Genomic DNA, 22,932 nt, shown 5'->3' with positions numbered 1-22,932 from the left:
GATGGCAAAGCCCGTCAAGACTCCTTCCGGGAAGATGGCTGCCGCGAAGACGGCTGCCGGGAAGACGCCTGCCAAGACCGTCGACGTCGCCGATTCCTACGCGGTGCGGCTGATGCAGCATCTGGTGGTGCCGACCTTCGTCATCGATCCGAAGCGGCGCGTCGTGATCTGGAACAGGGCCTGCGAGCGGCTGACCGGCGTTGCCGCCACCGAGGTGATCGGCACCAACAGGCACTGGCAGGCCTTCTACCAGACCAAGCGGCCTTGCCTCGCCGATCTGGTCGCGCTCGACCGGCCCGAGCGGCTGCCGGAGTTCTATTCGGAATATGCCGCGCGCGGCCATAACGGGCTCGGGTTCAGCGCCGAGAATTGGTGCGTGATGCCGAAGCTTGGCAGCCAGCTCTATCTCGCGATCGACGCCGGTCCGATCCATGACGAGGCCGGCAATCTGATCGCGGTCGTCGAGACGCTGCGCGACCTCACCGACCAGAAGCGCGCCGAGATGGCGCTGAAGGAGCTCGCCACCAAGGACGGGCTGACCGGCCTGTCGAACCGCCGCTCGTTCGACCAGATGCTGATGAGCGAATGGTCGCGCGCCCAGCGGACGCGAAAGCCGCTGGCGTTGCTGTTCGTCGACGTCGATCATTTCAAGCTATTCAACGACCAGCACGGGCACCAGACCGGCGACGAGTGCCTGCGCGCGGTCGCCGGTGTGGTCAGCCGCCATGCGGTACGCCCGCTCGACCTTGCCAGCCGCTATGGCGGCGAGGAGTTCGCGCTGATCCTGCCCGAGATGGGCTGCGACGATGCCTGCGCCATTGCCGAGGCGATCCGCCGTGCCGTCATGGCCTTGGCGATCGCCCACGGCGCCGATGGCGCCGGCAGCCATGTCACCCTCAGCGTCGGCGTCGCCAGCCACGTCCCCGGCGAGGCCGACGGCGCCCCCGACCGGCTGTTGGGCGCGGCGGACCAGGCGCTCTATGCCGCCAAGCGGCTCGGCCGCAACCGTGTCGTCTGCTCCGAACGGGTGCTGGCCGAATTCGCCGGCCTCGGTTGGGATCGCGCACCGGCTCATGGGCTGGTTCCTGGCCTCGCCCCGCGCAAATCGGCCTGAAGCGCCGATATTGTCGCGGCAAGACCGGTTGCCCGCCCCTCGCCATTAGGCTAAATGAGGCCTCACTGCACCCGTAGCTCAGCTGGATAGAGCGTTGCCCTCCGAAGGCAAATGCAAGCTCTTTCTGATGGTCGAGGGTGTCGTAAAAAACGAGTGAAACCAAGCGATTGGCGAAACTCGAAGGAAGCACGAAAATCGCATTCGAGGTCGCGGAAGCACCACGGAAGCAAACCGAAAGGAGGTTGTGGAGTACGAATGGCGATGATCGGCGAGGCTTTAGCCCGCGTCGTTTGAGCCATGTCGATTCTAGAATTCGCGATTGACCGTGGTCGATCTCGGACACTATCTGAATATCGATGCGCCCGTAGCTCAGCTGGATAGAGCGCCACCCTCCGAAGGTGGAGGCCACACGTTCGAATCGTGTCGGGCGCGCCATTTGCGTACAAAACCACGAACATTTCCGTTCTCGGTCTGTTTGCCGGCGATGGCGGCTTGCAGGACGTCCTTGCTGCCGATGATCCGGATGGCACGGTCGTCAACCTCGACCGCATCGAGGATCGAACGGATGTAAGCCTTGCGCGTATTGGTATCGCCGGCGTCCAACTTGTCGGACATCAGTCGCGCAAATGCATCGATCTTCTGGGCGTCGACAGCTGCGGCCGTGCCGCAAAGGGCCCGGGCCTGGTCGAGGGCTGCCTTCGCGCGCTCGCGTTGGCCTTTCAGGGCGGCGGTACGCTCCCTCAGGATATCATCCAACTCAACGATGCCATCCTCAATAGACCGATAAAGGCGCTTCAGGCGATCTTCCGAGTCGCTCAGTTCTTTTTGCAAGGCAACCAGCCGCTGGCTCGCGGATTCAGTCTTCGCGGCCTGGCGTTCGATCAGCGACTTTAGGAGGTCGGCGAGCCGGTCAGGAGCCAGCACGCACGCCTTTAGGTTGGTCAAAACGATGTCATCCAAGGTCGCGGCCGGGATATGACGACCCTTGCAGACAGTTTTGCCCTTCTGCTGGCAACCCGCACAGGAATAATACGAATACGACCGGCCCTGCCGGTTAGTCGTTCCCGTACGGGTCATTCCCGCTCCGCAGGACGCGCAGACCGCGATGCCCGTGAGCAGCGAAGGGCCGTTGACTACACGGGGCGGCGTGGTCTTAGGATTGTTACGCGCCAGTTTTGCTTGCACGCGCTCGAAGTCGTTCTTCTCGATCAGAACCGGGATAGTGATGTGGACGACGCTGGACGGATCATGGTGGCGCCCATCACGCGAGCTGCGCACGCCGTAGGGCCACTGGCCAGTGGCATAGCAAGCGTTGGTCAGGATCTTGTGCACCGGCCCGACGCCGAAAGTGGCGCCCCGTCGCGTGCGGTAGCCGTGGCTGTTGAGCCACTTCGTCGCCTCCTTCACGCCGAGCGGGCCGGTTGTGCCGTCCCCGTCCAGATAGAGCTTGTAGAGCAACCGGACAGTCTCGGCTTCGACGGGATCGATATCGAGCTTCTTCTTGACCTTCTGTCCGCGTCGCTCCGCTTCAACGATCTTGTAGCCGAGTGGCGGCGTGGCACCATTCCAAAAGCCCTGCCGCGCCGACTCGCGCATCGCCCGCGTCGTGTTTTTGGAGATTTCACGGGAGGTGTGCTCGTCAAAGGCTCCGATGATTTGTCTTACAAGGATTTGGCTGGGATCATCGCCAGTCGGTTGGGTCACCGAGATGACCTCGACGCCATGCTTGCGCAACTTGCGGATGGTCAGCTCCATCTCGGCGACGTTGCGAAAGAAGCGATTGAATGCGTAGAACACGATCGCATCGTAGGGATGGTCCGGCGCGCAGGCCCTGTCAATCATCGCCTGCAGCACGGGCCTGCGGTCGTCCGTCGCTGTCTTCGCCTCGACGAATTCCTCGACGATCGCGCAACCATTCTGATCGCAGAAGCCCGCCGTGATCTTGCGCTGGCTCGGGATCGAAGCTTCGTTGGAAAATTGTCGCCCGGTGCTGACCCTGTAATAGGTCGCAACGCGCCTTGGCGCATCGTCTTGCTTCTGAACCGAGTTGCGAAATACGTGCTTGTTCATGGTCAGACCTGCGATTGCACAGTGCTAAGTCTTGGCTGTCTCGGATCGAATCTGCGCAGCAGATAAGGTACCCTGTCAATCAAAATCTGCGCACAAGATCAGCGTTCCTTCGGGGTGTTGCCGAGCAAGTCCTGGAGTTCTGCACCCAGTAAAATTTCAATTGCGCGCAGTTCTCTCTCAAGGATCGGCACGGACTGCGGTATCTCAATCGTCACCTGGAAATCGGCCGGTTGTGGCTGGCGCGGGCCACGCTTCCGCGGCGCACTGGACTTACCAGGCGCGACATTGCCGAACACCAAGATAGCTCGTTTGCGAAGGCTTGCGCGCCTAGAGCTCATGGCTGAGCTCCCGTCGCCGTTCGCGTGAACGTTCGGCCGTCCGACCGAGGGGCCTTATCCCCTCGATCACATCGAGCGTGGAGATCTTGGGTGCTGCGCGGGAAAGCCGCTCGGCCAGCCAGCCCCGGCGCTGTGCTTCCGCGAAGACCAGGCCGTCACGCTGCTGATCGAACGGCAGTTCGGAGGCGAGCCGCCGATCAATGCTCTTGGCGTCAAGGACGAGCGTCGTCCGCTCGCGTGCTCGGCTCGCCGCCACGTAAATGTCATGACGATTGTAGCTGTGGTCCAGATAGGCGATGGCGTGGTCGACCGTTAGGCCCTGGCTTCCGTAGACCGTCGAGGCGTAGGCCCAGCCAAGACGCGGCCGCCCCTGCGCGTCAGCAAGCCGCATGGGATCGAAAGTGGTCTGTCGCCCGTTGATATCGGCTTCGATGAGGATGCGGCTCGCATCGCTCGAGGACTGAGCGGTTTCGCTGACGTTGACAATGGTGGCTGCAGAGCCGTTGACCACGCCCAGTTCGTCATCACGGCCGAGGAATCTGATCCTGTCCCCCGCGGCCAGTGAGATCTGGGCGGTGTGGCCGGAGGGCGTGGCCGCGGTGAAGCTAACCTCGGTCCCCCTGATAATCCCGGCCTCCTTGAGGCGCTCGCGTGCCGCTCGCGAGATAGCGGCAACTGTCGCGTTGGACTTGGCGAGGATCAGGACTGAGGCGCCTCGATCGTGCGCATGGATCTGCTCGGCGGCATCAAGCGCCGCCGTAACGGCCGCTTTGGCTCCGTCCGCCTCGATCAACAAACCTCGGTCTGCGAAGGCCTCGAGCGCGGGGGCTGCCCGCCCGCCGCCGAAGGAAGTGATGGCCTCTCGGGCCCAGGGCTCCCGCTGGCGGACAATGTTGCTCACTCGCGCTGCTTCAACGGCCCGCGCCACGAGGTCGAGACCAGGGCCGGCGCCAATCGCCTGGAGCTGCCGGCGATCCCCCACCAGTATGATCTTGGCGCCGGCATTGGTTACGGCGTCGAGCAGCGCGCCCATGTCCCGCGAGGACAATAGGCCCGCCTCGTCGACGATCAGAACGGTCCGGCTGTCGAGAATCTTTTCGCCGGCTCTCAGTCGCGCGATCCAGGAGGCCGTCGCCCGCGCCTCGATTCCAAGATCGTCCCGGAGCATGTTTGCGATCCGCCAGGCGGATGCGGTGGCGATCACCCGGCACCCGGCTGCAGCGTATCCACCCACGACCGGCGCCAAGAGCGTGGACTTGCCGACCCCGGGGGCCCCCTCGACGATCGCGACCGCGGAGCTAGTGGTCGCCGCCAGCGCCGCGTCGGTCTGTTCTGCCGTGAGGCCGGAGGCGTTGCAACGATCCCGCAGCGCCCCCGGATCGACGGCAAGCCAGGACTGGTTCGCGAGACGTCGCGCCTGCTCGACGACATTCCGCTCGATCGCGAGCATTTCGGGGGTGGAGTAACAGGGCAGCCCGAGGGGATCGCGGCCGATCTCGACAACGGCCCCCTGGCTCAGCAGGCAATTGAGCTCGACATTCGCACGCTCCGCTGGCAAGCTGGTGCCGACGAGGGCGGCGGCCACCGCGCGCAAGAGCTCGCGCCGCTCGATAACGCTCTCATGCTCGGTGAGATTGGCCGGCAGGGCTGCCATCCTCTCCGAAAGCAGCCGTTCGGCCGCCTGCTGATCAAGCACCGTGGAGTGATCCCGCAAGCTGTCGGCGAATGATTCCGTGTCCAAGCCGAGCGACTGCGCCGCATCGCGCCAGACGTCTTCCCGCCGGAGGCTTTCGCCCTCAAGCTTGCTGCTTCGCGTCGCCTTGGCGATTGCGCCGGCGAGTGCGGCTGCCTCGCCGCTGATGACACCGTGCTCCGCAAGTTCGTCCTCGATCTCCTGTCGTCGCGCGCTGAAATATCTGATGGTCGCATCGTCGACGCCTGCAATCTCGAACACGCCATTCTTGCCGACGCGGTCGATCGCAAAACCGATCTTCTCGAGCTCATGCGCGAGAGCGGCGTGATACGTCGCACCCGCGGCCATCTTGAAATCGCGGATGATTTTTGAATGCAGCCCACCGATCGTGTGATCGCTTTGACGTGTAGCAATGTTCAAACAGACGCAATGCGTATGCAGATTTGGGTCGGCGAATACCTTCCCATCGCTATGCTGAGCCGGCCGGCTTTCGCCATGCCGAAACGTCGCAGAAGTCAGGGCCACCTTTTCGAGAAAGGCACCGTTGCGGCCGCGACGCGCCCACGTCGCCTCGCGCTCCAACATCGACAGTGTGGCGCGAACGGCCTTCTGCTGAGCCGCTTCGATCAGACGTTTTGTATCGTACGGTGCAAGACCCCAGACCACCCCGACTGAACGCGGGGCACTCAGGGTGATGTCGAAGGCGGGCGTGCGCTCCTTGTGCCGACGAATCTGTTCGAGCAGTGGGGCACCATCTTCATCGCGCGCGTGATACAGGCGATCGAAGGTGGCGCGGTCGACGGGTGAGCCGTCGACGATGGCAAACTCTCCTGCAGGCGCGTACCAGATGCCAGCCGGTTCGCTGCTGCCGGCGTAATACTCCGTCTCGCGCTGACGCGTGTAGTACGTGCTCGCCGCTGCCGGATTCCAGGTCGCAACCACGAAGAAAGCCCCCAATGGAGGCCTTCTTCAATATGCATATCTCGACCAATTGCGATTGAATCAATGCGGTCAGATTGTTATAGATATCTCAATGGCTTGGCGTTGGCGCTGAATGCTTGAAAGCTCAGCTCTATGGCGCCACCTGCGTTACCTTGATCCACCACTTACGACCGTTCCTCAAAGAGGCCGTGCCGATCACCCGCCGCCGATCGGGGACCAATCACAATAGTCAAATCCGGTGGATGAGAATTCCAGGGCAAATCCTTCAGCGGTGGACCCTGTGCTGACACCTGCACGACGAGCTTTCTCCGCATGGAGAGATCCGTGCCACCGCAAGACAAGTTCCACCGAAGGCCATCAGGTCAGCGAGAATCGTCGATTGTAGTACTCAAATTTGAGTGTGTCTGGCGGTCTCATTGCGAAGCGCGACGAATGAGCTCTTTTCCGATGGAATACCGTTTGTGCAGCCTCGCATAGGGAGGCGATCTTTTCCTGGACGCATTTGACGCCTTGCAACTCATAGCCTAACCCCAGTGCCACACCAAGAATTTCGATCCGTGACCACAAGCTCGAAGACCTTGAACCTCGGATGCCGCGTTCTAAATCAAGGCGCACAAGCCACTGCGAAGAAGCACAAATGTCGGACCTTGAAAGGCAAGGCGTATCGTCTCGCCGAGACCATCATCGCCCCGAGCGAGCTTTAATGGCCGCCATAGGCAACTCATTGACCGGCTGCGAAACCGCGACTGGATATCAGTCTCAAAACTCTCAGATCATTCAAGCATACGGCGCACGCTAGGCCAAAATGGATGGATCGAGCGGCGTATGCGATTGCGGGGGTCGAGTATCGAATAGCGCAGAGCGGCCTTGCCGAGCTGCAGTTGCAACGATAACAAGAGTGTAGCGCAAGGCGTAGATGCCCCATGTCAAAAGCTATGGAATTGATCGTCGCAGGTTATGTCAAGGGTAAGAACCGGCGCGCTCTATCGGATCTTCTTGCCCACCGCCGGAAGGTGCTGGCCGAGCTTCAGGCCGTGACGGGCATCAATCCAGCGAACGCCGCACAGGCCGTGCAGGAGGAATTGTCGATTGTGGAGGCGGGGCTCCAAGAGCTCAAGCTGCCGCCCGGTTCTCTGCCTGAAAACGAGTTCTAACTCTCACCGCATCACGGCTATCTGCAATTTCGCCACAGCGTCATTTCCCTGCAAGGGTCCGGCGAAGCTGTTGACGGCAACGTCTCGGTTGCGAATTTGTTCTATTGAGAAAGTCGCCACATGACTCTTGCCCAGTTTTGGATGACAAAAGGGGAGGGCAGCGTCTGCTCATCTCGCTCGCCTTGCAACTCGTTATTGCGCTAAGGGCGGGAAACTACTGGGCTGAAAGTCGTTGGATGTCGCCGGCCCGGGTGCTGTGAGAATCATTTGGGCCAGTGTGCCGTCGTGCCGTGCCCGGTGAGATCAGTAGTTGCCTCATTCGGAACGAGCAGGTTGCTAATATTGCTTCGGTACGAGCGTTGTCGCCCTCTTGCTTCAGAAGGGGGCATCGCTTTTTCGCTCAGGGCCATTCAGCGACTTTCATCGACCTTTGCCGTCCGCGCGATCCCATCAGCTGTGAGCCGGTAAAGCGTATCAGGGCCCTGCTCGATGAGCGATGTCTCGGCGAAGGCCGCAAACATGGCTTTCGGAATGCGTAGCGCGGCGCGATAGCTTCCATTTGCTGCCAACATCCGCACGTGCTTTCGTTCCGCCGTGACGATCCAGACATCGTTCGGTGTCCTCTCATCCACCAGAAGTCGGAAGTCGTTTTCGGCGATTAGTTGGAGAGCCTCGCCGGCGGATTTCATAGGTGCCCCGTTCTTCGGGAGTTGGTTTTCGCAACCATGGCCTTAACATCTTCAGGTTGAACGAACGTTACCAGCGTTTTTAGAACTTGATTGTCTTTTCGAAGCCTGCCCGCGCCTTCAGCCGGCGGCCGAGAATGGGAGCGTAAAAAATTTTGCGGATTTCTGGGGCATCTTGCGGACAAATCTTTTGAGGAGAGCAGGAGACGACCTCGCCAAAGAAGGGGCAATGGATCCTTCGCCGACGAGGTCGTGACGCCAACTTGGAAAGGCGCCTCTGACATTCTACCGGAACTTGCGATCGTTTGTGCTGGAAGATGCGTGTGGTCGGACCGAAGAAAGTAAAATAATTCGAGGCTTTGGTAGAACGTAGAGCCTCGCGGAAGAGACGGGTTGCTCGCTGTGACAGAAAAGCCGCAGTTCGCATTTCTTTCGGTAAGGTACACCTTTGATGCGGTCTTTGCTCTCAACAATGGCTAGTTGTCTGACCGGAAAAGGATGGGCGCCGCGCGTCCAAATTCAAAAATGGCTTACCGGGTTTATTCGAAGGCGAGCGTCGGTGCGGTTGGCATTATCGTCGAGACCGCGAAAGACGCGCTGGTTAAAGCAGCCGAGTTTGCCGAAGATGGTGTCGATGTGGTGGTCAAGGATTTTGCCGGGCGCGTAATCGACCTGGACGCCCTCGCCGAACGCGCCGCCAACGAGTAGTTGCTTAGCAACGGACAGGGCCATCCCGTAGTCGTGCAGTCCGGTCGGTCGTTTCCGCTTGATGCTTGTCGCGACAGCCTCGAGACATTCCGTAATGGAGGTTTCTGCCCCGAATTGTATCGGCATTCGGCTGTGCGAACCAAGCTCGGCTCAATTACGCCCCGGCGCAACTTACTTTAACCAATCCCTTCAGCCCGCTTGAAACCAACGCGCCCCAAGGGGATAAGGGATGCTCTGATGTGAACCACTGGATGCACCACTGATGGCGGGTTGGATGGTAACGGTCGCCGTCGTGAGAGAAAACGACGAACTCGGTCATGAGATGTATGCGGTTGCAATTGACGATCCGGCCCAAGCCGCGCAGTTTGCATTGAAGGTCGCCAACAGCGATGCCGCGGTGGTAGACGGCGAGATAGACGAGGCTTCGATAAAGAGCATTGGGCTGAAGCCAGGAGATCTCATGAAAGTGTTGGATGAGACATCGGACCCGCTCACCAGCAATATGCGACGTCACTAACTCTGCTCAGCGGTTTGAAGCGGACTCAACCGAGCGCCAGTTCGGCGGGGGAGTGTGTGCCTTTGCACCCCGTTGAGGCGCAGTTGATACTCACAGTATCGGTCACAACCAACCGGGAGTGAAGGATTTCCTCCAACCCACGGGCATCAGGAGGCGGCGCTTTCCTGTCGGTCGCCGGTCGTGGACTTGTAGCTCGCTGATCCTTGAGGTGCGCCGCCTTAGGAAAACTCGGCGACCCGAATACTCGTTTCCCGAAGCTGCAGAGCGGTCTGCGCGCGTCTGAGCCTGAGGGCTTGCTTGGAAGCTCCAAGTCCGAAGTAGAAGCCAAAGCCGGGCCCGCTCCAAAGCGTTTTCGGTTGAACTGTGACCATGCCGCCACAGCTGTTTGGCGTCCTCATGCGTTGTGATGCGGGCAAACGATCGAAGCCCATGGTTTTTTAGGGGATCACTCACATGAAGACGTTCTTGTCATCCGCCGCACTCGGCATGCTCCTCCTAGGGACGGCGTCAGCCTCTGCTGCCGATCTTGCGGCGCGTCCTTATACAAAGGCGCCCCCGATGGTCGCCCAGATCTACGACTGGAGCGGCTTCTACATTGGCGTCAACGGGGGCTGGGGCCAGAGCCACGACAACCGCTCGTTCGATCCGACGGCAACCCCGTTCGGCAGTTATGATGCCAATGGCGGCACGGTAGGTGGCCAGATCGGCTATCGCTGGCAGAGCAGCCAGTGGGTGTTCGGTCTGGAAGCTCAGGGTAACTGGGCTGACATCTCGGGCAGCACGGCGAACCTGATCCTGCCGGGTGGGGCCGTCCGCTCAAAATTGGATGCGTTCGGTCTGTTCACCGGTCAGGTCGGCATGGCCTGGAACAACGCCCTGTTCTATGTCAAAGGCGGTGCGGCGATTACCGATCGCAACTACCAGTTTCTGGCGCCCGGTGGCGCGCTGGCGTCTCAGACCGGCTATGGCACCCGGCTCGGCGGAACCGTCGGTGTCGGCTTCGAGTACGGCTTTGCCCCAAATTGGTCGTTCGGTATCGAGTACGACCACATCTTCGAGAACAAACACACTGCGACTTTCACGACGCCGGCTGGCGCCAGCTTTACCGGCTTTAGCACTGGCGGCGACACCGACCTGGTTCTCGGTCGTCTGAATTATAAGTTCGGCGGTCCGGTTCTCGCGCGTTATTAATCGCTGCTTCTGAACGCGACGTTGAAAGCCCCCGGGCTGCGGCTCGGGGTGTTTTTCATTGCTCGATACTGACGTCATTCCGGAGCTTGCGGGCGTCAGTTGTAGATCTCCGCCGGTTGCTCGGGGCTTCTTCTCGTCGGCCAACGCTTACAAGGTCGCGGCAGGCGGCCATGGTCCGGTAGTCCGGAGCCAGCCGGCGGATCAGCCTTATAGCTTTAAGGTCTCGAGCAGGCGCGCTCAAAATGCCGCGACGATCGGACCTGATTGAGATAAGCCCACATGTAGAGCCTGAGCATCACCAGGCTCGAATCCGGGCTGCCACTTCGTCGAAAGCGATCGCTCGGTTGAAGCCAACGTCGGCCATGTCCAGGCTGGCGACGAATGCGTCGACCATACGGACGCGACGTAATCGTCCACGCGCGCCGGCAACCGGCTGATTTGATCGTCGGCTATCGCCTTCGATAAAGCCCACAAGGCTCCTTCACTCGCCTCAATGCGGTGATTGTAGGCATTCGGCCACGCGCAGAAGAGGTGGAGCGGAGCCCGTGCGACCCAAATTGCAGTTCGAAGTGAAGCTGCGGTCGGAATTTAAGTTGTCCGCGTGGACCCGTTTTCTAGCTGAGACAGGGCGGTGGTGGGGCTGCTGTGGGGTCGCCTCCTGAAGATTCCGGTTCTTCAGGCCTAACTACGATGGCCGCGGGGCCGGTTGGCCCCGTTCCCATCAAGAACTTGGCGCACCTTTCGGGCGAGCGCATCGAGCGAGAAGGGCTTGGGGAGAAACGCGACACCGGGATCAAGGGTACCGTTGTGGATCACAGCGTTGCGCGTGTACCCGGTCGTGAAGAGGATCTTGAGATCCGGTCGCCTTTCGAGGGCTTCGTCGGCGAGCCGGCGGCCATTCATGTCGGGCATGACAATGTCGGTGAACAGCAGGCTCACCGATGGCTGCAAGTCCAACAGCTGAAGCGCCTGCGCAGCGTTCTCTGCCTGGATAACGGTGTAGCCGAGCTCCCGTAGGGCATCTACGCTCATATGTCTGACGCCGGCCTCATCCTCCACGACCAGGATGATCTCGTTAACCATGCCAGCAGGGCGAGGTTCAGTTGAGCCCCGTACCGGACTGGACGAGGCCTGCCCCATGAACCGTGGTAAATAGATCTTGACGGTCGTGCCTTGGCCAGGCTCGGAGTAAATCTTTACGTGCCCGCCGGATTGTTTCACGAAGCCATAGACTTGGCTCAAGCCCAGGCCCGTTCCGCGGCCAGCGCCCTTCGTTGTGTAGAACGGGTCAAACGCGCGCTCGATGACCTCTGGCGGCATGCCTGTCCCCGTGTCGGTGACAGCGATGAGCACGTATTGGCCTGCGGTAACCTCCGCGTGCTGACCGGCATAAGCTTCGTCAAGGTGCGTGTTAGAAGTTTCAATCGTCAGGCGGCCGCCGTCGGGCATGGCGTCGCGGGCATTGACGCACAAGTTCAGGAGGGCGTTCTCAAGCTGGCTGGCGTCGGCATAGGTCCGCCAAAGCCCACCCGCTAAGACGGCTTCGACACGTAAATCCTCGCCGATCGTTCGCCGAAGCATTTCGGACATTCCGCCGACCAGTTTGTTGGCATCTACAGATTCGGGCTCGAGAGGTTGCTGACGGGAGAACGCCAGCAGCCGCGCAGTCAAGATTGCCGCGCGGCGTGCGCCCTCCTGCGCATTCTCGATGCAGGCCGTGGCTTTTTCAGGTTCGGTAGCCAGCCGCCGAAGGGCAATGTCCAAGCTACCAATGACGATCGCCAGCATATTGTTGAAGTCATGCGCAACGCCACCGGTCAGCTTCCCAATAGCGTCCATCTTCTGGGACTGACGGAGCGTGTCTTCTGCCCTTCTCCGCTGTTCGATCTGATCCTGCAGTTCAGCAGTTCGTGCCTCAACCAGCCTCTCAAGCCGTTCTTCGATCTGCTTGCGATCGGAGATGTCGATGATGGCCGACAAGATAAATAAACCCTCGTCCGTTTCGATTGGATTCAAACCAATTTCAATCGGAAATTCACTCCCGTCCTTCCTGAGGCCGTAGAGATCGCGGCCCGCTCCCATCGGGCGCGATACTGGTTGTTGAAGGAAAGCGGAGCGATGGTGGGGATGCCCCGAACGGAAACGTTCAGGCACGAGCATCTCGACCGCCTCACCGAGCAATTCCTGCCGCGACCAGCCGAATAGAGCTTCGGTTTGCGCATTCACCAGATGAATGCGCCCATCGGTACCGACCAGCACCTTGGCGTTCGGTGAGTGCTCGACCACTTGGCGAAACCGCTGCTCGCTTTTTTGAAGGGCGGCTTCATACCGGGTGCGCTCGACAGCGCGAAAGGCCAATGCCCCGACTGCAGCCGCGAGCACCAGCAAAAGCGCTCCCGTTGCGATCAGACCTGCAAGCTCAAGCGCGGTCACAGAAGCGGCCCTCCTTTATAGGTGCTCACGCGCGGCCTGTCGCGCTATCGATCCAAACTTGATCTTACTCACGGCACGACGCGACGCGTCTGGTTGCGCTCGAGGTTGCCGGACAACCATTTTACGCCCCGGGGGCGTTACATAGCACAGGTAGATAAGGAATTGCGCTAGCGACACGCAGCGCATGAGACGACCTTAATTTCGGCCCGACGGCGGGCGGGCATTTCGACCTGGTTACAAGCCTCCGATCGGCGCGGCCAGGGAGGCAATTGCCTCCGGGAATACCGTAGGATTTTGGACTGACGATCGCGCGACCTATTTATCGGCTGGTGACGAGAGCGTAGATTCAAAGGAGCAGCGAAGCCCTGTCCGGCTGAAGGTCTGGCGAGACGGCATTATTGCTGGAGGCGTTATCGACTTGAATTTAATTGCCGAACGTGCCGCCGAAGGAGTAATCTTCGAGAGTCAGACGGGCTGTGGTGCAGCCGGGATGTGTCGCCGCGCATGCCTGCGGCGCTTGAGGCGATGCGCGTCTCGTCGCGATTTGGACCAAAGCATACCATAACGAAGATTATGCGCCTCGCCACTAGTAATGCGACACTTGCGCTAAGTGCGCCTCTGCCTTCGCCAGACTCGCATCGGCCATTCCACTTCGAGCACGTCGCCGAGCCCAAGAACGAGAGCTTTGACCTTCCGATGGGCAACGCCAAGTCGGTACGCAAGGTATTCCGCTCGGACGATTGGCACCTCTCGCACGCGTTTCGCCATCGCGCTTTGCTCAGTTCGACCTGCGGGCCCACGCTCGACGGTCACCGTCACGTCCGCCTCGAGGATGGAGCGCTTGCCAATCGTCTCTTCGGCAAGCTCCGTCGTTTCGGGGCCTTGGGTCTGTGCGCAGACGATCTTGGTCCTGAAGCGCTGGAAGATGCTCGGAGCCGCATCCTCATAGATTCGCTTGAACTGTGCGATATCCTGAATAGCGGCGATTGTAGATGCTCCCTTGTTCCTTGCGACATCCAAGAGATCGGGCCATCGCCGCAGCCGGCCTAGCGCAGGGGCCTCGTCAAGCACGAAGTTCCGGATGCGCGTTTGGCTTACCGACAATCTGTTGTCGCCGACCGCCGCCGTGATGAAATCGACGGCCATCCCGATCCAGGCCGCGCTGGTTTCCGGATGACGGCCGGACCGCTGAACGATGACGACCTTGGGCTGATTCGGGTTCGATCCGCTAACCCATTCGCCGAACGAGAATTGCCGCTCTCGCGGAATGCCTACCCATGCTCTCGCCAGTGGTCGGAGCACTCGCAGCACGCTGCCGCGGAACGTTAGCAACAGCGAGACGGTGGTCTTGCTGAGCTCGCCCGACCCATCGAATTCGATAAGACCCGCTGCTGGGCGATAGAACTGCTCGAATTCCGTCTTCATTCGCGCGGGCTCGCGGAGGCAGGCCATATAGAGCTGCGGCAGTCCCCAAGTGTCGCCGCACTTGGCCTTGCACACGATCATGCAACCCGCAAAGAGCGTCGCGGCGCCTTTGCCCCAGAACGCCTCGCTGGTCTGGCCGATGATCTGCTCGGCCGCGCTCTCACAATCGCCGTCGTCACGAAGATCCCGCCCCATCGCCCAGGCAAACGTTCCCGGACGATCCGGATTGATGAAGGCGAACTGATCGTCCTCCATCGGAAACCCATCCAAAATCTCACCGGTCGTGTCGTGAACGAACAGGCCGTAATCGGCGGAGGGATTTCGCAGCAATCGACCGATCATTTCTTCCAGCAGGTAGAGAATGATGCGCGTCTTGCCGGAAGCGATAGCGCCAAGGATCAAAAGGTTTTGAACTTCCATGACGCGCGGGATGAACACGCCCGGCAGCCATTGTATCGTACGGTCACCTCCTTTGGGCCCTTTACCCAACAGCTCATTGGCGCTCGCGATCGCGGCTGGCCCTTTCAGGAGTTTGAGCCCTTCGTAGTGCTCGCGACCATCCACAATGGGCGTGGCGCGACGGCGCACCCGAAACGCGATAATTCCCGACATGAGCGCAGCGAGGGTTATACCGATTAGCCGCGGCAGTGTTTCGCGGAGCAGATCGTCAGCAGAAAGGGCGGCGAGCGGGCCGTGCCTGTTGATGTTTGAGACCATCTCGGTAACGCTAACTGCGACCGCCGTATCCTGCCGCCACGCCGTCGGCGGAATGAGCGCGAAGGACAGCGCGAGCCCGATCAGGCACGATAGCAAGGCCATGCCAACGAGGGCGAATGCCGCTGGCGTCGCCGGACGATATTCGTAGTTTGCGAGACGATCCATGCTGACTACTCCACCAGACGGCCACGATGGCGCCAAACCGCGATTGGCGCACGCGCAGGAATGAATTGCGGGGGAAGATGCTTGTTGTCGTCGTAAAGCTGTTGCCGCGGCATGCGCAGTTGCGCGGCAACAGCGTTCCAGTCCATGTCATGGGTCGGGAAATACAGGCAGCCATCGGTGTACGGGCTCAGCCGGGTGCAGCGCGGCCAGTTCCCCCGCTCGCCCGGCCGCACGATTTCGATGTGGGTCAGGGTCCACCTCCAGACCTGCGGACTCGCAATTGCCATCATGACAATGGCGGTGGTCAACACCGACGTGACCGCCGTCATCTGCGCAGAGGACGGCAACAGCCGCCACCGCTCACGCCATCCGAGCGTCTCGCGCTCAGGCTTGGCCGGCGGCGAAGGCGCCGGCAACCTGATCTCCGGCGCGATCGTGCCGACAACCTCGCGATACTGGGCGGCGGTCAAACGTGCCAGTGTCTTAGCCGGCAGGCGCACGAATTGCGCCGGCGTCATCTGCTTGAGGCGATTCATGAGCTGCCGCGATTCGCTCGTGGCGTCTCTCTTTACCTTCGTCACATCCTTGCGGAAGAGGGCGCGGCGATCAGCCATCGCGCGCTCCCGAGAGGAACGGCAGGATGCGGACGATCTCGTCCTGCATGATGCCCGACCATTCGGCGATATCTTTGACCAGGATTTTCGCTTCGTCGCGCGGGCGGCCGGTGCGGCGGATCGCTTCCGCATAGTTGTCGACATGCCAGGATACGACCGTCGAGGGCAGCGCCTGCAGGCGCTCGAAGATGGCCATGCTGCGAGGGCGCACCCTGGGCATCTTGATCACGGGATAGCGCTTCGTGGCGCCCAAGAAGGCCTTGCGCGTGTCCCCGTCGACGTAGCGGATCGCCTCGATCGGATCGCCCGCGTAGTAGTTCAGGACCACGACCGTGGTGGCATTCGGCAGATTGCGCTCGATGCGCTTGAGCTCGCGGAGCATCTGCGAGGCGGAGTCTTCACCGGCTTTGCATACCACGAGCGCCAACACCTGCAGGCCCAGGCTCGTGATATCCTCATCGAGGTCGAGGTCGGTGATGCCGGCATGGAACAACGGCGCGAGCGCGCCTCCGACTTCGAGCAGCACGGACCGCTTGGACTGCGGCATATCGGTGACCGCGCGATACCAGGGCGCGATGAGATCGCTGGGAACGAGATCCTCTCCGCGGCTCTCCCGATGCTCCGGGACGAGCAAGCTCGCGACGGTAACACCGGACTTCATGGCAAGCTTTCGCTTGGAATCCATCTGGAAGAGATCGAGCGGCTGCTCCGCCAATGCGAAAGCAGTGACGAGCTGCAGCGCGGTCGTGGTTTTGCCCGCTGCGCCTTCATCGGAGCTCAGGATCACGCTGACAGGACCGCTCTCGGCGAAGGAGATGTTCTTTTTCTCAATATTCTGGTCGTTCATTCTTGCCACTTTTCGGTTGGGGCTGCGCGACGGCTTGGTTGCGCGCTTGCTGTTTCAGGATGCGCGATACGTCTTGGAGAAAGGCGCCGCGCTGAATGGCGCGGCGGCTTCGATGCTACGCTCCCGACTTGGCGCCGGCCCGCAAGGTGGCCAGGATCAGCTCGCGGTCGCGCCCCTCCCGAGTACGCTCGCGCGCCCGCCAGTATTCGGCCTGCGGCAAGGGCAGCGCGATGGTGTGGTAGGCTTCGATCGGGATGACGTGTGCGCCGTCGATCAGATACGTCTCGTTTTCGATCGCCTGCACGAGCTGCACATACGTCGGCCGGATCATGTCGACGGCATCACGCGGCAGCAGCGGCTGGCACAGCGCGCGGAAGAACGTGTGCTTCATCCAATTCTCGCTATCGTTGCTCTTGGGGATGTCCAGGTGCTCGGCGAGGGGCTCGAGATCATCGCGCGAGATCGACAGCTCGGCGGCGCCAAACGTGGCAATCTCTGCCGCCGCGCCCCCCGCGAGGAGGCGGCTCTTCAGGGCGGGCTTGGCAGCGATCCGGGCGCGATAGCTCTCATCGATGTAGCCGGCATGCCGCCCATTGTGCGGATCGATGATGATGTAGTCGGTCGGGATGCCTGCGGTCGCGGCCACAACGACGTGACCGGTCTCGTGCACCAGGAGGCGGCTCATGACGGGGACCTCCTCCGTGGCGCTCGCGCCGCGCGGGAGGGGGTAGGCATTGAGATTCGGCAGCATGCTTGGTCCTTCTCCTCGGTTGACGGGCGCTTTGATCCGCCCGACCGCGATCGTGCGGGCAGCGCACGCCGTCCGTCCAAAGAATGAATCGAGACAGAAATGAAACGTCCTATCAGTGCCTTACTGGATGTCCGGGGGCAGGACGACGACGGCAAGCGAGCCCTTTGGTCCCGCGACGATGGCGTAGCGCCGTCCGTCGTGCTCCTTGACGGTAACCTCCCGCGTTGCTCGCGCGGCACGAATCGTCCCGTTCACCGATCCCGCGATCTCCAACGCAAACTTGAATTTCGCGGGCGCGATGGTCTTGCTCAGGACCTCGCGGAGATCGATCTGCATGCCGGACAGAACGGTTCCCTCGGGCCGCGCTGTCAGCAGTTGATTTGCAGCCCCCCACAGGTCGCGGTCGAGCTCAGCATCGACGCCCCTTGCAATACGTCCGACGAAGCGTGCCAGTTCGAACGTCCTTCCGCAGACCGCGCCGTTCTGTATCCAGAGCGCAGCCGGGTTGATGTCGGCGAAGATCGCGACCTGACAGGCCTCGATCACCGACAGGTGCGTGTTGGCATCATTGTATGCTGCTTCCAACGTTGCGGCGGTGGCGTCCTCTTTCGTGCCGGAGGCCTTGCGTTGTGCTGTGACCACCAACTGCGCACGCTGATAGGCGCGAAACAGGATTCTCACCGTTTCCGTTTCCGCGCGAATGGCGTCGCCCAGCCAGTCGTTCGTATGCCGCTCGCCCCCACTTCTCGATGCGGCATACTTGTGATTTGCCCACTTCTCAAGCTCTTGCTCCGATCTGAACGCAGTCAGGCTCGCAAGGTGCTCGCGACCCGTGACCAAGCGGCTGGGGATGTCGCCGAGCCCGATCGGCATGGCGGCGAGTTCCTTTACCGCGCGACCGGCGCCGCCGAGAAGCGCTCTGAGACCATGGAAGGTCAACAGCATCTGCACTGAAAGCGCGACCTTGAGCTGTTGCACGCTGCCTTCGTGCTTGTACTGTCCCGACGTGCTCTTAGTCGCTGGAATCTCGCTGAGGACGGCCATCACGAGATTGCTATCGCCCGTCTTCAGCACCGTCGGGCGGATGTTGATGGTCGCGAGCGGCGCCGGAATGTCGCCGTATTCCCGCTTCTCCTTCTCCCGCTGGCGCTCGGCTGCCGTTTCGCGCAGCCTGCGGCTGTGTTCGCGCCTTGCGTCTTCATCTTTCGGCTGCGCTTGTTTGCCCGCCTTCGCTCTCCCGTCTTGCTCCTTTACTGCGCACGCTGCCGACTGGGTTGCGCGATCCGAGGTGATCGCGGAGTTCCCGAAGCCGCCGATCCGAACAAAGAGCTTGTCGACCTCGCGTGAAGCAGTGAGTGCGACAACCGGCCTGTCCTTGAACATCCCCAGCACGCCGTCCGTGACCAGGCCATCTTCCTCTCGCAGCTTGGCAGGGCAGATCGTCAGAACCTTGTCGCGCACCATGCCCACCACGGCCCCGACCAGCGCCCAATCGCCGATGCGAAAGCGGATAGGAACGGTCGCCGTGATAACGTCGAAGGGAAGCTCAAGCTTAGCCGAGCACTCCAGGACGCTGGGACGCTCGCCGCCCGCGGACAACATCAACCTCGCGGTCATGTCCCCGATGAGCTCTCGCTGAATCCGTGCCCCGCCGGGCTTTTCGCCGGCGGCCTCGATCGCGCAAATGAAGTTCCAGGCGGCATTCATGTTCGATCTTCCTTCCGTGATATGGTGATGTTCTTCGCCTACCTAAGGCACGAGCCGCTCTTGGCAGTCGCCGCAGACGAGATTGGCCACGGGCTTGGCCCAGGCGTTCTGCTGACAGCACGGGCACCGATAGCGGGTCTTGCTCTGGCGCTTCTTCAGCGCGACCTTGCGCTGGGTCTTGGTCGTGCGCTCGACGTAGGCGAGCGCGAAGCCCTTGGCGATCAGCGCGTCGGCAATACGATCGAAGCGCCCGCCCGGCTGGATGAAGTGCGTCATCCGCTGGCCGGTCTTATTGCCGCCGGGACGCCCCGTGTGCGAGGGAATAAGGCCGATCTCGGCCATCTTCGCCGCCCACTCCGAGTTGTGGTACCCGCTGCGCGAGGGCTTGCCGTAGTGATGTTGCCACTGGTGCACGAGCTCGTGAGCAAGCGTCGACAGCACCCTCTTCGCGCCGCGGGCGGCGAAGCACGCGGGGTTGAGCGCGATCTCGTCGGTGACGACGGCGCCGTCGGATGACTTGAAGCGGCGGCCGGCGAAATAGCCCAGAGCGCTGCGCTTGCGTTGCAGTGTCACCAGGCACGGCGGCAGCTTGCCGCCGAACAGCTGGTTGTTGAACCGAACGCAGGCCTGACGCAGCGGACGGTATGACTGCGGGATCGGATCGATCCTGGGGCCAGCCTTTACCTTGCGGTGCTTTTGTATCGTACGATCAAGCAACGCGTGCTTGCGACGCCGATTGACCCTGCCGGTGGTCGCCATCAGGCTGCTCCGTCCTCGATGGACCAGCACCGAGAAGACTGCGGCATCGCCGCTTTCGCCCCATTGTGGTGATTTCCCACTGAGGGGCGGATGCCGGGACGCGTCATGGTGATCGTCTGTTCGACGTCAGTATCAAACATCGCTCTCGCTCCCCTTGATGAGGTTCGAGGTCGCGGCCGCATCGTCCGCGAACTCGTTGTCACTACACAACATCGACTTGCGCCGTCCTGTGGGGTTCACTTCATCGAGCACCGCGCCTGCAACGTCGGCGAACCCGGCTTCTGCCATCACGCGCTCCTGGTGCTGGAAGCGGGCTTCGACTGTCTCGTCGTCGGCATCATCGTCGAAGGGGCTCAGCGGCCCATCCCAAATCGTGTTCTGCCATTGGGAGAAATGGACAAAGCCGTGTAGGCGGGCCATCAAGTCGAGGCACTTGGTGTACTTCAGGTCGTGGCCGTACCTCGCCAACGAATTCCTCAGACGCCTGGCGTCCCTCTTGATCCTCTTCTCGTATGTGAAGAAATGCATGCCACTCACGCTAACTGGCACTTCGATTAAGCTCGGCTCGAGCGCCCCTGTCGTGCGAATACGTTAGGGTCTCCCTTGACCAAGACCCAGGCGGGTAACCCCCATGGGTTTCGGTGCTGATCACTTCTATGATGGCAGGTGGACATCATTCGCGTTGACGGTCGGCTCTCGATTGACCATCGCCGACGTACGCGAGGCGGACGGTTCAACAGTTTCCAAGGAGAGCGCGGGGCTCGGCAGGCGGTTCTTCGCGATGTCACCGACATGGTCCCGACTCGAGCCGCCGAGGGTCGGATCAAACAAGCGGTAGCGCGATACTAGAGTCATCGCCGCGCGCGCTGTGTTTAATTCCGCCTTGCTTCCTTCAGAGAGCTTGTTCGAGCGTCCATTCCGATGTTGCGATACCCGGCACCGCCGATCGAGCGCTGCGATGGACGGATTGAGCACTGATGAAAGTGAGAGTTAAGCTTCTATGCGCTAAACGTCGTTGTCTGCGACCCGCCCTGCTGAGGACCTCGCTGGAGCGCACGCGCGACCCGCGACGGCGAAACGGAGAAGCTCTTTGTTAAGCACAGTCGGTAAAACCGCTCCTCGCGAGCACGTCACGTGAGCCATGATCTTGTTGATCTGGTTCGCGCTGCTTTGCCGGCCCTCTCAGGAGGACTGCCCTGGGACGTTCGTCTTGTTGATCATCTCGGTGATGCCGGCGCTGAGCCCGAACTGGGGACAGTTCGCATTCACAAGAACTGGCGCACGTCGATTCACGAGCCTCGTCTAGCCCATGTCACCCGACACTATCCTCTTGCGATCGAGCCGTTCGACGTCGTCGATCCCCGCGAGGTCCTGGAACGCCACCGCATGCAATGGCGCCAACACCGAGTCATGATGTGCAGAGCCGTCACACTTGAGCGAGAGTGGCGTGGCGGACGCTTCACCGGAAATCTCATCGCAGGTCCCGCCTTCATCGCGAGGGTTGAGGAAAACCAACCGGTTGCCCATTGGCATCCCGCGCAGGCGGTGGCGGCTGCCCTGACCGCGGCGCGCTCGAAGCAGCAGGCCGAGTCCCGCCATTTGGCCAAGCTGCGAAGAAACGCCCGTGCGTTCCTCGATGAGCTTGTTGCAGCCCCGCGATTCCTTGGCCTTGATCTGCCAGTCGCGCCATACAGGTCCCTCGTTCCCGGCCTTTGGCGCCTCAGAAGGACCGAGAGCATCCCATTTCTCACGCTCAAGGACACTATCTGTGATCAGATCGGGCGCATGGACCGAGACGGTATACTGAAGCTCCTTCTGCAGCTTGGCCTCGATCTTGCTGAGCAGCGCAGCTTGCTCGAAAAATTACTTGATGAGTTCTTCGCTCAGCTGAACGATCCTACCGCATGATCAATCCAACAACCTCATCGAGTGAAGGGGCGCGGCGTCGAGCGGACCACGACAATGAGAGGCGACGAAGATCAGCTTGCGGAGCCTACCTTCGGTCCCGTGACGCTGCATCTTGAAGTGACCGCGAACCCTGATGCGGCGCCCGAGCTGCCAGCCCTCTTGGTTGTTGGCCCGGACGCGGCGCCCGAAATTGTCGGCGGGGGCACGCAGGCGCTCAACACGGAAAAGGCTGAGTCCGCGCTGCCGCCTTCGCGCCGCCCGATTGGGCAGGCGCCCCTCTCTGTTGATCGTGGCCATCGGCAGGATCTCGCGCCGATCCGGCTGAGCAACGGCCGCATAGGCAAGCGTCAGCCAAACCAGATCCTCGATCTCCGTCACGAGGCTGTCGAATTGCAGGCCAGATTCGTGATGACGATGACGGACCAGCTCGTGGAATAGGTCGTCACCGCGACCGGACTGGCTGCCGACGACCCAGCTGGCGCGGGCGCACGCCAAGCCGCCGATGGCGCCGGCTACGGCGAAGATCCGAAGTCGATCCGATGCATCAGGCACATAAGGATCGAGTGAGCGGGGCCTCATGTAACGATCCGGCCGCGGTACGCGGTAAACGAAAACGGCCCGAAGCTGATGGGTTTGACCGAGGCGAAACGCTCCTTCGGCGACGTCGATATAGATCGCGAACTTTTCCCGGGCGAAATCGCGCGCCCGGCGAACGACTTCTTCGGATGCGCCCGCACCGGCAAACAAAGGAGCAAGATCCCGTCCTACGGCGCAGGCGAAGGGCGTCACCCGAAGATCGTCCGGCCGGGCGAAGAACGGAGCCAGAGCAGCGAGAAATTGACTGTCGTCGTCTGCCTTACGCCCCCGCCTAGCCGCTCGGACCGTCTCCGCCGCGGCATCCTCAGTCAGCATGCGCATCAACTGATAGTCAGTCAGCCGATGAAACCCCGCCGCGCGCGCCTCGTCGTCCGCCAGCGTCCGGACCACATGGCCCGTCTCTTCCGTAATCTCGTCCAGCCACGCACGCATCTTCTGACTCTCCTTCGTCGCACTTGCGGAGATCGTTGCGGATCTCTCGCTCGCGACATCCGATAGCGAGGTCGGATCGGAAGATTCAGAAGGGTTACCCGGGGTAGTTTTGGCTGAGATCAGCCGATGGCCTTGAATGGACGGTTCTGTCGGCCGATCTGAGA

At 61.3% G+C, this 22,932-nt stretch carries 19 protein-coding genes, 1 tRNA gene and 1 pseudogene; 8 read left to right on the top strand and 13 right to left on the bottom strand.

Annotation, left to right across the window (positions count from 1 at the left end; all coding sequences use genetic code 11):
• The first annotated feature begins 1 nt into the window (after position 1).
• The 3 genes from G8O24_RS21985 (at position 2) to G8O24_RS44415 (ending at position 2,008) form a co-directional block, all read left to right on the top strand.
• Entirely contained in the window at positions 2-1,114 is a 1,113-nt protein-coding gene (locus tag G8O24_RS21985; protein ID WP_188102947.1) for a sensor domain-containing diguanylate cyclase, read from the top strand.
• Between the two features lie 358 nt (positions 1,115-1,472).
• Positions 1,473-1,549: transfer RNA gene (locus tag G8O24_RS21980), tRNA-Arg, on the top strand.
• The gene (locus G8O24_RS44415; protein ID WP_244645946.1) at positions 1,535-2,008 is read left to right on the top strand and encodes a hypothetical protein; all 474 of its coding nucleotides are present in this window, start codon (positions 1,535-1,537) and stop codon (positions 2,006-2,008) included. The genes G8O24_RS21980 and G8O24_RS44415 overlap by 15 nt, the downstream gene beginning before the upstream one ends.
• Before the next feature lie 51 nt (positions 2,009-2,059).
• Here G8O24_RS44415 and G8O24_RS44410 read toward each other — a convergent pair.
• From G8O24_RS44410 to mobF, 3 genes and pseudogenes are all read right to left on the bottom strand, one after another.
• A pseudogene (locus G8O24_RS44410) lies at positions 2,060-3,184 on the bottom strand (recombinase family protein); the annotation flags it as partial.
• A 98-nt stretch (positions 3,185-3,282) separates the two neighbouring features.
• Positions 3,283-3,483, bottom strand: a complete 201-nt coding sequence (locus G8O24_RS21970) for a hypothetical protein (RefSeq protein ID WP_188102945.1) — start codon at positions 3,481-3,483, stop codon at positions 3,283-3,285.
• A 28-nt stretch (positions 3,484-3,511) separates the two neighbouring features.
• Positions 3,512-6,172, bottom strand: coding sequence for a MobF family relaxase (gene mobF / locus G8O24_RS21965; protein ID WP_188102943.1), 2,661 nt, complete (start codon positions 6,170-6,172; stop codon positions 3,512-3,514).
• Between the two features lie 908 nt (positions 6,173-7,080).
• Here mobF and G8O24_RS21960 point away from each other — a divergent pair.
• Positions 7,081-7,311, top strand: a complete 231-nt coding sequence (locus G8O24_RS21960; protein ID WP_188102940.1) for a hypothetical protein — start codon at positions 7,081-7,083, stop codon at positions 7,309-7,311.
• 410 nt (positions 7,312-7,721) lie between these two features.
• Here G8O24_RS21960 and G8O24_RS21955 read toward each other — a convergent pair whose 3' ends face one another.
• Complete coding sequence (locus G8O24_RS21955; protein WP_188102938.1) at positions 7,722-8,000, bottom strand: hypothetical protein; 279 nt, start codon at positions 7,998-8,000, stop codon at positions 7,722-7,724.
• Between the two features lie 495 nt (positions 8,001-8,495).
• On the opposite strand from G8O24_RS21955, the gene G8O24_RS21950 reads away from it, so the two are divergent.
• The 3 genes from G8O24_RS21950 (at position 8,496) to G8O24_RS21940 (ending at position 10,413) form a co-directional block, all read left to right on the top strand.
• Positions 8,496-8,705, top strand: a complete 210-nt coding sequence (locus G8O24_RS21950) for a hypothetical protein (RefSeq protein ID WP_244645945.1) — start codon at positions 8,496-8,498, stop codon at positions 8,703-8,705.
• Positions 8,706-8,967: 262 nt separating this feature from the next.
• Positions 8,968-9,222, top strand: a complete 255-nt coding sequence (locus G8O24_RS21945) for a hypothetical protein (RefSeq protein ID WP_188102937.1) — start codon at positions 8,968-8,970, stop codon at positions 9,220-9,222.
• A gap of 453 nt (positions 9,223-9,675) precedes the next feature.
• A complete protein-coding gene (locus tag G8O24_RS21940) occupies positions 9,676-10,413 on the top strand; it encodes an outer membrane protein (protein ID WP_188102935.1) in 738 nt (245 codons plus the stop codon).
• A gap of 681 nt (positions 10,414-11,094) precedes the next feature.
• Here G8O24_RS21940 and G8O24_RS21935 read toward each other — a convergent pair.
• From G8O24_RS21935 to G8O24_RS21900, 8 genes are all read right to left on the bottom strand, one after another.
• Positions 11,095-12,846: a PAS domain-containing hybrid sensor histidine kinase/response regulator gene (locus tag G8O24_RS21935; protein ID WP_307768972.1), complete on the bottom strand. Its 1,752-nt coding sequence runs from the start codon at positions 12,844-12,846 to the stop codon at positions 11,095-11,097.
• A gap of 606 nt (positions 12,847-13,452) precedes the next feature.
• The gene (locus G8O24_RS21930) at positions 13,453-15,153 is read right to left on the bottom strand and encodes a type IV secretion system DNA-binding domain-containing protein (RefSeq protein ID WP_188102933.1); all 1,701 of its coding nucleotides are present in this window, start codon (positions 15,151-15,153) and stop codon (positions 13,453-13,455) included.
• Positions 15,154-15,158: 5 nt separating this feature from the next.
• Entirely contained in the window at positions 15,159-15,767 is a 609-nt protein-coding gene (locus G8O24_RS21925; RefSeq protein WP_188102932.1) for a hypothetical protein, read from the bottom strand.
• Positions 15,760-16,614, bottom strand: coding sequence for a hypothetical protein (locus tag G8O24_RS21920; RefSeq protein WP_188102930.1), 855 nt, complete (start codon positions 16,612-16,614; stop codon positions 15,760-15,762). Before G8O24_RS21920 ends, G8O24_RS21925 begins: the two co-directional genes overlap by 8 nt.
• Positions 16,615-16,729: 115 nt before the next feature.
• On the bottom strand, positions 16,730-17,365 hold the full coding sequence (locus tag G8O24_RS21915) for a hypothetical protein (protein WP_188102928.1): 636 nt from the start codon (positions 17,363-17,365) through the stop codon (positions 16,730-16,732).
• Between the two features lie 120 nt (positions 17,366-17,485).
• Positions 17,486-19,072 (bottom strand): hypothetical protein, encoded by a 1,587-nt coding sequence (locus G8O24_RS21910; RefSeq protein ID WP_188102926.1) that lies wholly within the window; start codon positions 19,070-19,072, stop codon positions 17,486-17,488.
• 42 nt (positions 19,073-19,114) lie between these two features.
• The gene (locus G8O24_RS21905; RefSeq protein WP_188102924.1) at positions 19,115-19,831 is read right to left on the bottom strand and encodes a SprT-like domain-containing protein; all 717 of its coding nucleotides are present in this window, start codon (positions 19,829-19,831) and stop codon (positions 19,115-19,117) included.
• Positions 19,832-19,963: 132 nt separating this feature from the next.
• A complete protein-coding gene (locus G8O24_RS21900) occupies positions 19,964-20,359 on the bottom strand; it encodes a glyoxalase superfamily protein (protein ID WP_283813210.1) in 396 nt (131 codons plus the stop codon).
• 606 nt (positions 20,360-20,965) lie between these two features.
• On the opposite strand from G8O24_RS21900, the gene G8O24_RS21895 reads away from it, so the two are divergent.
• Positions 20,966-21,739 carry a hypothetical protein gene (locus tag G8O24_RS21895; RefSeq protein ID WP_188102920.1) on the top strand — a complete coding sequence of 258 codons (774 nt, stop codon included), beginning with the start codon at positions 20,966-20,968 and terminating at the stop codon, positions 21,737-21,739.
• Here G8O24_RS21895 and G8O24_RS21890 read toward each other — a convergent pair whose 3' ends face one another.
• A complete protein-coding gene (locus tag G8O24_RS21890) occupies positions 21,740-22,768 on the bottom strand; it encodes a hypothetical protein (RefSeq protein ID WP_188102918.1) in 1,029 nt (342 codons plus the stop codon).
• Between the last annotated feature and the right edge of the window lie 164 nt (positions 22,769-22,932).

Source organism: Bradyrhizobium campsiandrae, assembly GCF_014529705.1.
GTDB classification, from domain to species: domain Bacteria; phylum Pseudomonadota; class Alphaproteobacteria; order Rhizobiales; family Xanthobacteraceae; genus Bradyrhizobium; species Bradyrhizobium campsiandrae.
Note: the sequence above shows the minus strand (reverse complement) of the source record. Positions and strands in the feature narration are given on the sequence as shown.